The sequence below is a fragment of the Rhizobacter sp. genome, assembly GCF_035702065.1.
Classification (GTDB): domain Bacteria; phylum Pseudomonadota; class Gammaproteobacteria; order Burkholderiales; family Burkholderiaceae_C; genus Rhizobacter.
Genome location: NZ_DASSRA010000224.1, coordinates 1 through 10,686 on the forward strand (window position 1 = coordinate 1; position 10,686 = coordinate 10,686).

The following is a 10,686-nucleotide window of genomic DNA, read 5'->3' on the forward strand; positions in this document are numbered from 1 at the left end:
AAGAAGGCCAACGCCAGCATCGCCTCGAAGGTCTCCTATGCGCCGGGCACGGCCAAGGTCGAACCCGCGATCAAGGCGTTCGTCGGCGCGAAGCCGCAGGCGATCCTGATGGTGACGACCGGCGCGGCGGCGGCCGCGTTCATCGAGGGCTACCGCGCCGAGGGCGGCAAGGCGCAGCTGTTCGCCCATTCCGGCGCCGACATCGAGCAGCTCTCGAAGCGGCTGGCCGAGGAACAGATGCAGGGCGTCGCGATCGCCCAGGTCACGCCCAGCCCCTACAAGATCTCCAGCCGCATCACCAAGGAGTTCCTCGACATCGTCGCCAAGGCCGACAAGCTGGAAGTGCCGGTGAGCTACGCGATGATGGAGGGCTACATCGCCGGCAAGGTGATCGTCGAGGCCGTGCACCGCCAGAAGGGCAAGCCGACGCGCGAGGGCACGGTGGCCGCGCTGGACGGCATGGACAACATCAACCTCGGCGGCTACGTGATCGGCTTCAAGCCCGGCATGCACTCCGGCTCGCGCTTCGTCGAGCTGTCCATCATCAGCGGCACCGGCAAGATCCGGCAGTAACGGCGCAGCGCGATCGCCAGTTCCACCTCCATCGCCCGCGCGGCGTCGTACGGCATCGGGTTGTGCCGCTCGTACAGCCGCGGCAGCAGTCGCAGCCCGTAGTCGCGCACGAACGCATTGGCCTCGATCCCGGCCTTGTGCCGGTCGAACCGCAGGTCGGGGTCGAGCCCGGTCATGCCGACGTAGACGAAGGGCTGGCCCAGCTGGTAGCCGGGGTTGGCGGCACGAAAGCGCGGGTTGTTCCAGACCTGGTCGGCAAGTTCGACCACGTACACGTGGTAGTGGTGCGAGCGAGGCGGCTTGGGGGAGGCTTTGCGGGGCATGGCGTCTCCCTACAATTCTCGCCTTCATGCCGCGCCTGCCAAAGCCCCGAACCGTCAGCATCCGCGATGTGGCCGACCTGGCCGGCGTGTCGCTGGGCAGTGCGTCGCGCGTGATCAACAAGGTCGAGAACGTGGGCGCGGGCACGCGCGAGAAGGTCGAGGCGGCCATCGCTCAGCTGGGCTACCGGCCCAACCACGCGGCGCAGTCGCTGCGGCTGCGCAGCACGCGCACCATCGGCTGCCTGCTCACCGACGTGAGCAACCCGCTCTACGCCAAGCTCTACCGCGCGCTCGAGGAGCGCATGCGCAGTGCCGGCTACATGATGCTGCTGGCCAACGGGCTGAACCAGCCCGAGCGCGAGGTGGAGATCCTCTCGACCTTCAAGACGCGCGGCATGGATGGCCTCTTGATCGCCCCCGGCGGCGAGCGCGATGCACAGGTGCTGACGACCATCCGCGAGCTGGGCATTCCGACCGTGGTGCTCGACCGCGACCTTGCGCTGGACCTGGACGACACACCCACCGACCGCGTGCTCTTCGACCACCGCCCCGGCATGAAGCAGCTGGTGCAAGAGCTCGCCGCGCTGGGTCACACGCGCATGGCGCTGGTGGTGACGCAGTCGCCCAACCGCCCGATGCGCGGGCGCATCGAAGGCTTTCGCGCCGGCCACAAGGCCAGCGGCCTGGCGCTCGACGATGCGCTGCTGGTGCGCCTGCCGAGCGCCACCAGCTCCGCCTTCGAGGCGGTCAAGCAGCTGCTGCAGCGGCCCGCGCGGCCGACGGCGCTCATCGTGATGGGCACCAACATCCTCAGCGAGACGCTGAACGCCATCAGCGCCTGTGCGCTGCGCATTCCGCAGGATGTCTCGCTGGTGGCCGTGGGCGACCCCGACTTCGCGGCCAACCACGTGCCGCCGATCTCGTCGCTGCGCGTCGACCTCGACGAGGTGGCCGATGCCGCCTGCCGCCTGCTGCTCTCGCGCATGCGCGGTGAGAGCAGCGAGGGCGCGCGCACGGTTCGCATCGCGAACCGCTTCATCGAGCGGGCGTCGTGCGGCCCCGCGCCGCAGCAGGGGAAGGCTTAGCCTTCGACCAGGGCCGTGCAGGCCTTCTCGTCGAGCAGGGGCAGCGGGCCGACGGGCTTGGCCAGCGCGTCGACGATGGGCGTGAAGCCGGGCGACTTCAGCAGCGTGACGGCCAGGTTCATGCTGGGTGCGAAGCCGCACTCGGCCGTCGTGTAGATCAGGGCCTGGTACTGGACCTGGGTGACCTTGCTCAGCAGGGCCTGGTCGGCCGCATTCAGCGAAGGGGTGGCGGCGTGGGTGGCCGCGGCGCACAGGGCGATCAAGGCCCCGGAAAACAGCTTCTTCATGACTTCACAACTTCTGGGTGATGGCCTTTTGGGCCGACACCGTGAAGCGTATCGGGGGCAACCCGAATGTGAAACACGCAGTTACAGATAGCGCTGCCCCGGCGCGCAATCCGTCGCGCAATCTCCGGTCGCCGTTCAGGCCAGGCTCAGCACCAGCTTGCCGAAGTGCGTATTCCTCGACATGGTGGCCAGTGCCTCGGCCGCCTGCTCGAACGGGAAACAGCGGTCGATGGGCAGGCCGAGCTGGCCGCTCGCGATGGCTTCGCCCAGGTCGCTGCGCACGCGGCTGACGATGTCGCGCACCTCCTGCACGCTGCGCGTGCGAAAGGTCACGCCGATGTAGTGGATGCGCTTGAGCGCATGCAGGTCGAAGTCGAACTCGGCGCGCGTGCCGGCCAGGCGGCCGACGTTGACGATGCGGCCCAGCACCGCGGCGGCGCGCATGTTGTTGTTGGCCTGTGTGCCCGAAAGCTGGTCGACGATGAGGTGCACGCCCTTGCCGCCGGTGGCGTCGAGCACCTGCTGCGGCCACTGTTCGTCTTTGGTGTCGATGGCCAGCTGGGCGCCGAACTCGCCGAGGCGCGCGCGCCGCTCGGCCGTGGTCGAGCTGCCGATGACCAGGCCCGCGCCCTTGAAGCGCGCGATCTGCAGGCCCATCAGGCCCACGCCGGTGGAGGCGCCCTGGATCAGCACGCTGTCGCCGCGCTGCAGGCGGCCGTTGGTGACCAGCGCGTCGTGCATGGTGAGCAGCGCGATGGGCAGCGTGGCGGCCTGCTCGAAGCTCATCGTCGCCGAGGGCACGGGCAGGATGCGGCCCTTGTCGGCGACGGCGTACTCGGCGAAGGCGCCCTTGCCCGAGCCCATCACGCGGTCGCCGGGCTTGAACTCGGTGACGCCGGGGCCGACCTCGGCCACCTCGCCCGCCCATTCCATGCCCAGCGGCGTGCCGGGGCCGCCCAGGCTGCCGTGGGCGTGGCCGGCGGCCATGCCGATGTCGGCGCGGTTGAGGCCGCAGGCGCGCACGCGCACCAGCACTTCGTCGTGGCCCGGGTTCGGGCGCTCGGTCTCCTGGATGCGCAGGCCGTCTGCGCCGGCCTGGATGGCGGCCTTCATCTTCATGGGGTGTCTCCGTGAGGGTGGTTCGACGATTCTGTCAGGGCGTTGGTGAGCGCACGACGCCAATGCTCAAGCCCCCGTCGATCAGCAGCGCGTGGCCGTTGACGTAGCTCGACTCGTGCGAGACGAGGTAGAGCGTGGCATAGGCCACTTCCCAGCCCGTGCCCTGGCGGCCAAAGGGCACGGCCAGCGCGCGGTTGGGGCGCTTGCGCGTGGCGTCGCGGCCCATGGGGGTGTCCATCAGTCCCGGCAGCACGGCGTTGCAGCGGATGCCCTTGGGCTCGCCGGCCACCGCAATCGAGCGTGCGAGCGCCACCTGCGCCGCCTTCGACGATTCATAGGCTGGGTTGCGGCTGGCGTTGCGCAGGGCGGCGAGCGAGGACATCAGCACGATGCTGCTGCCGGGCTCCATCAGCTCCAGCGCGGCTTGCGAGAAGAACATGTGGCTGCGCAGGTTGACGGCGTACTCGGTGTCCCAGCTCTCGGGGGTGATCTTCGTGAGCGGCAGGCCATAGGAGATGCCCACGTTGAGCACCAGGCCGTCGAGCCCGCCCAGCTGCTGCGCGGCGCGCTGCACCAGCGGGGCGATGCCGGCCACGTCGCGCACGTCGGCGGTGTGGGCGAAGGCCAGGCCGCCTTCGCGCGTGATCTGGTCGACGGTGGCCTGGGCGGCGTCGGCGCGGAGGTCGACGCAGGCGACGCGCGCGCCTTCGCGCGCGAACAGCACCGAGATCGCGCGGCCGTTGCCGATGGGCGGGTTCTCTTCGGGGATGTGGCGCTGGCCGGCGCCGATGACGAGCACGCGGCGGCCCTGCAGGCGGCCGCGCGCGGGCGCCTGGCCCAGGGTTTCGGGGTGCATCTGGCGGCTGGGGTCGAGGGCGGTGGGTGCGAGGTTCATGGGGTTTCTTTGTCGGCGTTGGCGCATCTCCGCCCGTTCAGCCTGAGGTATCGAAGGCGTGTACCGGCCTGAGCGGGCCTTCGATACCTCAGGCTGAGCGGTTGTCGGCGGGCGAGGGGTTTACTTGATGGTGCCTGCCGGCTCGATGTCCACCTCGAAGTTCTCGAGGAAGCGGCTGACCAGCATGTAGAAGCCGATCGTCAGCACCAGCTCGGCCGTCTGCCGGTGGCCGAAACGCGCGGCCACCTGGTCGAACAGCTCATCGCGCGCCTTCACCTCGTGGCACACCGCATCGGTGAAGTGCAGCACCAGGCGCTCGTCGTCGCTCAGCACCGTGGTGTCGGCGCCGATCTCCAGCGCGGCCACCTTGTCATCGGCCAGCCCCACCTGCCGCGCCACGCGCTTGTGCTGGTGCACCTCGTAGCTCGCATGGCTCAGGAGGCCCACGCGCAGGATGGCGATCTCGCGCAAGCGCGAGTCGAGCTCGTTGTCGCGCAGCAGCGCCGAGCCCAGCGCCAGGAAGCCTGCCGCCGCCGACGGCCCGGCGTGGGGCAGCATGCGGTAGAGGTTGAGCGGGTTGCGCGACTTGAGCAGTGCCTGGTACGACTCGGGCGCGTGGGCCATGTCGAAGTAGGGAATGCGGGCCATGCGGCGATCTCCTGATGAAACGTTTCATCAAGAATAGCATGTGGACGGAGGACGACAATCCGTGGCCATGGACCTTGCCGATACCGCTGCTGCCGCAGACCCCACCACCGACCCTGCGCTGGAGCGCTTTCTCGCGCATCTGGCGGGCAGCCTGGCCGATGGCAGCTTCGCCAAGCTGGTGCTGGCCAAGCCGGCGCGCACGGGCGACGACCTGCTGCGCGTGACGGCGCGCCAGGTGCTGCTGCGCGGCGAGCCGGCGCTCTCGCTGGTCTACACCCACAAGACGCGCGACATCACCAAGAACCACGCCTTCGACGAAGGCCTGGCGGTGTTGCGCGAACTGCTGGGCCCGGTCTTGCGCAACGCGCACCTGCACACGCGCGACGAAGACTGGCAGCTCAACATCAGCAAGAAGGGCCGCGGCCTGCTGCACGTGGCGGCGGCCACGCAGGGCGGCGATGCGGCGACCACGCACGACCGCGAGAAGCAACGCTGGCTCGAACTCACCCGCCCCTTCCTCACCGAGCTGGGCGTGACCACCGCGCAGCACCAGCTCATCCCCGCGATGGCGCGCAAGTGGAAGCAGATCAACAAGTTCGTCGAGGTGTTCGCGCACGCGCTGGCGTCATCGCGCCTGGCCGAGGCGAAGGAGGTCCACGTGATCGACTTCGGCTCGGGCAAGGGCTACCTCACCTTCGCCATCCACGACTGGCTCACGCACAGCAAGGGCGTGCAGGCGCAGGTGACGGGCGTGGAGCTGCGCCCCGACATGGTGGCGCTGTGCAACAAGGCCATTGCCAAGCTCGACCTGCAAGGCCTGCGCATCGAAGAGGGTGATGTGCGCAGCTACCAGCCGGGGAAGCTCGACGTGATGATCGCGCTGCATGCCTGCGACACCGCCACCGACCACGCCATCCACCTGGGCCTGCGCGCCGGGGCCGAGATCATCATGTGCTCGCCCTGCTGCCACAAGGAACTGCGCCCGCAGCTCTTGAGCCCCCACCCGCTCAAGCCCATCCTGCAGCACGGCGTGCACCTGGGCCAGCAGGCCGAGATGCTCACCGACGGCCTGCGCGCGATGCTGCTCGACGCCTGCGGCTACGACACCCAGGTGTTCGAGTTCGTCTCGCTGGAGCACACCAACAAGAACAAGATGATCCTGGCGGTGAAGCGCTTGCAGCCGCGGCCGAATGACGAGGTGCTGCAGCAGGTGCGCGAGATCAAGGACTTCTACCGCATCCAGGCGCAGTGTCTGGAGACGCTGCTGCGTGAGGATGGGTTGTTGCCGGCTTAGGGTTGAGCGGGCCTTCGATACCTCAGGCTGAGCGGGTGGTGGTGCGCAGCGGCCGTCGAATACAAACAGCCCGCTCAGGCTGAGGTATCGAAGCCCCGCTCCACCCCACCCCGAGCCACCCGCCCTACTGCGCCGCCGACGCGCCCGCCGGCACCGGCACCACCTGGCCCGGCGTGTCCGACGGCCCCTTGCCCGGCGGGATGTGGGGCAGGTGGTGGGCGATGCCCTTGTGGCAGTCGATGCAGGTCTTCTCCTTGCTCGCCAGGTAGGTGGTGTGCATGTTCTGCGCGCGCACGCTCTGGCGGGTGAAGTCCATCGACTCGTACTGGTGGCAGTTGCGGCACTCCAGCGAGTCGTTGGCCTTGAAGCGCGCCCACTCGTGCTGCGCGAGTTCGAGCCGCTTCTCGGCGAACTTCTCTGGCGTGTTGATGGTGCCGAAGACCTTGCCCCACACCTCCTTCGAGGCCTGCATCTTGCGGGCGATCTTGTCCGTCCAGTCGTGCGGCACGTGGCAGTTGGAGCACACCGCGCGCACGCCGGAGCGGTTGGTGTAGTGGATGGTGGTCTTGAGCTCGGCGAACACGTTGTCGCGCATCTCGTGGCAACCGGTGCAGAAGGTCTCGGTGTTGGTGGCCTCCATGGCGGTGTTGAAGCCGCCCCAGAAGACGATGCCCCCGACGAAGCCGAGGAGGGTGAGGAAGCCCAGGCTGTAATGCACGCTGGGCCGTGTGATGACGCGCCAGTAGCGCTTGATGAATGAGATCACCGTGCGTTCTCCCGCCTTATTTGGTCTGTGGGCGGGCGTCGGTGCCCAGGCCCTGGAAGCGGTTGCCCACCAGCGGCGTCACGTCTTCCTGCGCCACGTGGCACTGCTGGCAGAAGTAGCGCCGGGTGGAGATGCGGTCGAGCACCTTGCCGCTGCGGTCGATGTAGTGCGTGGCGCTGACCGGCACCGCCAGGCTCACGGCCGTCTTGTCGCGGGCGTGGCAGTCCAGGCACTTGTTGAAGTTGCGGTCGATCTGGTAGCCGTCCACGCGGTGCGGAATGATGGGCGGCTGCAAGTCGTAGTTGCGCGTCAGGCGGCGGTCGTTGTTGACCGCGTTGCCCAGGCGTGGTGGCTCGGTCGACTTCATGATCGGCACGGGGCCGCGGGCGGCGTCGGTGAAGCCGGCCGGGGCGGAGGCGGCTTGCGCCCAGCCGGCGGCGGCGGCGGTTGCGAGGAAGAGTCCCAAGGCGAGATGCATCAGCTTCATGGCGTCACACCTTCACGATCTTGATCGCGCACTTCTTGAAGTCGGTCTGCAGCGAGATGGGGTCGGTGGCGTCGAGCGTCAGCTTGTTGATGAGCTGGCTGGCATCGAACCAGGGCACGAACACCATGCCGCGCGGCGGCTTGTTGCGGCCGCGCGTTTCGACCCGCGTGCGCATGCGGCCGCGCCGCGATTCGAGTTCGACCTCCACGCCGCGGCGCACGCCCAGCTCCTTGGCGTCGTCGGGGTGCATGTAGCAGACGGCGTTGGGCACGGCCTTGTGCAGCTCGGGCACGCGGCGCGTCATGGAGCCGGAGTGCCAGTGCTCCAGCACGCGGCCGGTGGAGAGCCAGAACGGGAACTCGGTGTCGGGCGCCTCGGCCGGCGGCTCGTAGGGCAGCGCGAAGATCACCGCCTTGCCGTCCTTGTGGCCGTAGAACTGGTAGTCGGTGCCGGCCTTCACATACGGGTCGCTGCCTTCCTTGTAGCGCCAGCGCGTTTCCTTGCCGTCGACCACCGGCCAGCGCAGGCCGCGCACCTGGTGGTAGGTGTCGAAGGGGGCGAGGTCGTGCCCGTGGCCGCGGCCGAACTGGGCGTACTCCTCGAACAGGCCCTTCTGCACGTAGAAGCCGAAGGCCTTGGACTCGTCGTTGGCGTAGCCGGCCTCGATCTGCGAGGTGGGGAAGCGGTCGACCTGCCCGTTGGCGAACAGCACCTGGAACAGCGTCTTGCCCTTGAGCTGCGGCGCCTTGGCCAGCAACTCGGCGGGCCACACCTCTTCGATCTTGAAGCGCTTGCTGAACTCCATCAGCTGCCACAGGTCGCTCTTGGCTTCGCCCGGCGCGTTGACGAGCTGGTGCCAGAAGTGCGTGCGCCGCTCGGCGTTGCCGTAGGCGCCTTCCTTCTCGACCCACATCGCGGTGGGCAGGATCAGGTCGGCCGCCACACCGGTGACGGTGGGGTAGGCGTCGGAGACGACGACGAAGTTGTCGGGGTTGCGGTAGCCTGGGTAGCCTTCCTGTGCCAGGTTGGCGCCGGCCTGCATGTTGTTGTTGACCATCACCCAGTAGGCGTTGAGCTTGCCGTCTTTCAGCATGCGGTTCTGAAGCACCGCGTGGTAGCCCGGGGTGGTGGGGATGGTGCCTTCGGGCACTTTCCAGATCTCTTCGGTGTGCTTGCGGTGCTCGGGGTTGGCCACCACCATGTCGGCCGGCAGGCGGTGCGAGAAGGTGCCCACCTCGCGCGCCGTGCCACAGGCGCTGGGCTGGCCGGTCAGCGAGAAGGGGCTGTTGCCCGGCGTGGAGATCTTGCCGGTGAGCAGGTGGATGTTGTAGACCATGTTGTTGCACCAGACACCGCGCGTGTGCTGGTTGAAGCCCATGGTCCAGAACGACATCACCTTGACCTTCGGGTCGGCGTACAGCTCGGCCAGCGCGAGCAGGCGGTTGGCCGGCACGCCGGAGAGCTTGGCGGTGTAGTCGAGCGTGTAGGTGGAGACGAACTTGGCGAAGTCGTCATACGTCATCGGCTCGGAGCCGTTGGCGTCCTTGGCGTTCTTGGCCGCCTTCTGCAGCGGGTGCTCGGGGCGCAGGCCGTAGCCGATGTCGGTGTTGCCGCGGCGGAAGTTGGTGTGCTTGTCGACGAAGGCGCGGTTCACGCGCCCGGTGCTGATGATGTGGTGGGCGATGAAGTTGAGGATGGCCAGATCCGTCTGCGGCGTGAAGGTGAGTTCGACGTCGGCCAGCTCGTAGGAGCGGTGCTCGAAGGTGGAGAGCACCGCCACCTTCACGTGCGGGGCGGACAGGCGCCGGTCGGTCACGCGCGTCCAGAGCACCGGGTGCATCTCGGCCATGTTGGAGCCCCACAGCACGAAGGCGTCGGCGACTTCGATGTCGTCGTAGCAGCCCATCGGCTCGTCCATGCCGAAGGTGCGCATCATGCCGGCCACGGCCGAGGCCATGCAGTGGCGCGCGTTGGGGTCGATGTTGTTGGTGCGAAAGCCCGCCTTCATCAGCTTGAGCGCGGCGTAGCCTTCCCACACCGTCCACTGGCCGGAGCCGAACATGCCCACCGCCGTCGGGCCTTTCTCCTTCAGTGCCTTCTTCCACTGCGTGGCCATGGTGTCGAAGGCCATGTCCCAGCTGACCTGCTCGAACTCGCCGTCCTTGGCGTACTGGCCGTTCTTCATGCGCAAGAGCGGCTTGGTAAGCCGGTCTTCGCCGTACATGATCTTGCTGAGGAAGTAGCCCTTCACGCAGTTGAGGCCCTTGTTGACCTCGGCCTGCACGTCGCCGTGCGTGGCAATCACGCGGTTGTCTTTCACGCCCACCGTCACGCCGCAGCCGGTGCCGCAGAAGCGGCACGGGGCCTTGGACCATTTCACGTTGGGGTCGGACGCGGGCGCGGCCTGGGCCAGGCCCGGCAGGGGCACGCCGGCCACCATGCCGGCGGTGGCGGCGGCGGTCTGGCGGATGAAGTCACGTCGGACCAGGGGCATCGGGCATCTCCTCGTTCATGGCGGACAGCGAGTCCGCGCATTGGTAGACCACGGTCGCCGAGAGCACACCCTCGGTGCGCTGGATGGCGGCGATCTGGTCCAGGATCTCGCCGCCGGTGGCGGCTTCGAGCGTGACGATCAGCTTGCCGGTGGGCGAGATGGCGTGCACCTCGGCCGCCGGCAGTGTGGTTACAAAAGCGGCCACGCGCTCGGCGCGCCGCGGGGTCGAATGCACCACCAGGCTGGTGATGTGCAACTCGTCGTCGCCGGCGGCGGGCTGGCGGGCCGCGCGGGCGGCCAGGCTTGCGGGAATCGCCATGCGCATCAGCTCCCCGGCGGGCCGGCGAGCAGTTGGTACATCCAGACCAGGAAACCATAGCCGCCCACGAACATGACGGCCAGGACGGGCGCCAGGATGGCGAGAAAGAGCAGGCTGCGGGTTTCTTCTGGTTTGGTCGAGGGGGCTTGCAAGTCGCTCACTTCGCGTGTCTCCCGCCATGCACACAGGTGGGGCGACTGTCTCTCCGGCGGCCCGGTTCGTCAAGAGGCCTATCCCGGGCCGCTTGAGATGGATCAAGCTTTGCGGCCCGCGGATCGGCAAACGACGGTCAGTTTTTCGGCACGGCTTGCCGCAGCGACCTCCGCCGATGCGGGCTGTGGCCTTGAAACGGGGGAACGTCGTTTGCCGCGGCAACAGAAACCTGTCCCGAGGTTC

Annotated in this window: 12 protein-coding genes and 1 pseudogene; 3 read left to right on the forward strand and 10 right to left on the reverse strand. The window is 68.2% G+C overall.

Annotated features, from left to right (window positions below; all coding sequences use genetic code 11):
- Window positions 1-573, forward strand: a 573-nt coding sequence (locus VFL64_RS10360; protein ID WP_489540296.1) for an ABC transporter substrate-binding protein, incomplete at its 5' end; no start/stop codon positions are given.
- A 2-nt stretch (window positions 574-575) separates the two neighbouring features.
- Here VFL64_RS10360 and VFL64_RS10365 read toward each other — a convergent pair.
- Window positions 576-896, reverse strand: a pseudogene (locus VFL64_RS10365) (hypothetical protein); the annotation flags it as partial.
- A 26-nt stretch (window positions 897-922) separates the two neighbouring features.
- On the opposite strand from VFL64_RS10365, the gene VFL64_RS10370 reads away from it, so the two are divergent.
- Window positions 923-1,981 (forward strand): LacI family DNA-binding transcriptional regulator, encoded by a 1,059-nt coding sequence (locus VFL64_RS10370; RefSeq protein WP_489540297.1) that lies wholly within the window; start codon window positions 923-925, stop codon window positions 1,979-1,981.
- Here VFL64_RS10370 and VFL64_RS10375 read toward each other — a convergent pair.
- The 4 genes from VFL64_RS10375 to VFL64_RS10390 all read right to left on the reverse strand — a co-directional run bounded on the left by VFL64_RS10375 (window position 1,978) and on the right by VFL64_RS10390 (window position 4,930).
- Window positions 1,978-2,268: a hypothetical protein gene (locus VFL64_RS10375; protein ID WP_489540298.1), complete on the reverse strand. Its 291-nt coding sequence runs from the start codon at window positions 2,266-2,268 to the stop codon at window positions 1,978-1,980. The two genes, VFL64_RS10370 and VFL64_RS10375, sit on opposite strands and share 4 nt — an antisense overlap.
- 135 nt (window positions 2,269-2,403) lie before the next feature.
- Window positions 2,404-3,387 (reverse strand): zinc-binding dehydrogenase, encoded by a 984-nt coding sequence (locus tag VFL64_RS10380; RefSeq protein ID WP_489540299.1) that lies wholly within the window; start codon window positions 3,385-3,387, stop codon window positions 2,404-2,406.
- Window positions 3,388-3,421: 34 nt separating this feature from the next.
- Complete coding sequence (locus VFL64_RS10385; protein ID WP_489540300.1) at window positions 3,422-4,282, reverse strand: SDR family NAD(P)-dependent oxidoreductase; 861 nt, start codon at window positions 4,280-4,282, stop codon at window positions 3,422-3,424.
- A gap of 120 nt (window positions 4,283-4,402) precedes the next feature.
- Window positions 4,403-4,930 (reverse strand): carboxymuconolactone decarboxylase family protein, encoded by a 528-nt coding sequence (locus VFL64_RS10390; protein WP_489540301.1) that lies wholly within the window; start codon window positions 4,928-4,930, stop codon window positions 4,403-4,405.
- 67 nt (window positions 4,931-4,997) lie between these two features.
- On the opposite strand from VFL64_RS10390, the gene VFL64_RS10395 reads away from it, so the two are divergent.
- Window positions 4,998-6,224 (forward strand): class I SAM-dependent methyltransferase, encoded by a 1,227-nt coding sequence (locus tag VFL64_RS10395; protein WP_489540302.1) that lies wholly within the window; start codon window positions 4,998-5,000, stop codon window positions 6,222-6,224.
- Between the two features lie 124 nt (window positions 6,225-6,348).
- On the opposite strand, the gene VFL64_RS10400 is transcribed toward VFL64_RS10395, so the two are convergent.
- The 5 genes from VFL64_RS10400 to VFL64_RS10420 are packed head-to-tail and all read right to left on the reverse strand — an operon-like array spanning window position 6,349 to window position 10,451.
- The gene (locus tag VFL64_RS10400) at window positions 6,349-6,990 is read right to left on the reverse strand and encodes a cytochrome c3 family protein (RefSeq protein ID WP_489540303.1); all 642 of its coding nucleotides are present in this window, start codon (window positions 6,988-6,990) and stop codon (window positions 6,349-6,351) included.
- A gap of 16 nt (window positions 6,991-7,006) precedes the next feature.
- On the reverse strand, window positions 7,007-7,477 hold the full coding sequence (locus VFL64_RS10405) for a nitrate reductase cytochrome c-type subunit (RefSeq protein ID WP_489540304.1): 471 nt from the start codon (window positions 7,475-7,477) through the stop codon (window positions 7,007-7,009).
- A gap of 4 nt (window positions 7,478-7,481) precedes the next feature.
- A complete protein-coding gene (gene napA / locus VFL64_RS10410) occupies window positions 7,482-9,971 on the reverse strand; it encodes a periplasmic nitrate reductase subunit alpha (protein WP_489540305.1) in 2,490 nt (829 codons plus the stop codon).
- Complete coding sequence (locus VFL64_RS10415; RefSeq protein ID WP_489540306.1) at window positions 9,952-10,290, reverse strand: chaperone NapD; 339 nt, start codon at window positions 10,288-10,290, stop codon at window positions 9,952-9,954. Before VFL64_RS10415 ends, napA begins: the two co-directional genes overlap by 20 nt.
- A 5-nt stretch (window positions 10,291-10,295) precedes the next feature.
- On the reverse strand, window positions 10,296-10,451 hold the full coding sequence (locus VFL64_RS10420; protein WP_489540307.1) for a periplasmic nitrate reductase, NapE protein: 156 nt from the start codon (window positions 10,449-10,451) through the stop codon (window positions 10,296-10,298).
- Between the last annotated feature and the right edge of the window lie 235 nt (window positions 10,452-10,686).

What these genes read in the sequence shown, in the direction of transcription:
- VFL64_RS10405 (WP_489540304.1), bottom strand. Translation starts at nt 7,477, where the DNA reads ATGAAGCTGATGCATCTCGCCTTGGGACTCTTCCTCGCAACCGCCGCC.
- VFL64_RS10395 (WP_489540302.1), top strand. Translation starts at nt 4,998, where the DNA reads ATGGACCTTGCCGATACCGCTGCTGCCGCAGACCCCACCACCGACCCT.
- VFL64_RS10385 (WP_489540300.1), bottom strand. Translation starts at nt 4,282, where the DNA reads ATGAACCTCGCACCCACCGCCCTCGACCCCAGCCGCCAGATGCACCCC.
- napA (WP_489540305.1), bottom strand. Translation starts at nt 9,971, where the DNA reads ATGCCCCTGGTCCGACGTGACTTCATCCGCCAGACCGCCGCCGCCACC.
- VFL64_RS10390 (WP_489540301.1), bottom strand. Translation starts at nt 4,930, where the DNA reads ATGGCCCGCATTCCCTACTTCGACATGGCCCACGCGCCCGAGTCGTAC.
- VFL64_RS10415 (WP_489540306.1), bottom strand. Translation starts at nt 10,290, where the DNA reads ATGGCGATTCCCGCAAGCCTGGCCGCCCGCGCGGCCCGCCAGCCCGCC.
- VFL64_RS10380 (WP_489540299.1), bottom strand. Translation starts at nt 3,387, where the DNA reads ATGAAGATGAAGGCCGCCATCCAGGCCGGCGCAGACGGCCTGCGCATC.
- VFL64_RS10370 (WP_489540297.1), top strand. Translation starts at nt 923, where the DNA reads ATGCCGCGCCTGCCAAAGCCCCGAACCGTCAGCATCCGCGATGTGGCC.
- VFL64_RS10375 (WP_489540298.1), bottom strand. Translation starts at nt 2,268, where the DNA reads ATGAAGAAGCTGTTTTCCGGGGCCTTGATCGCCCTGTGCGCCGCGGCC.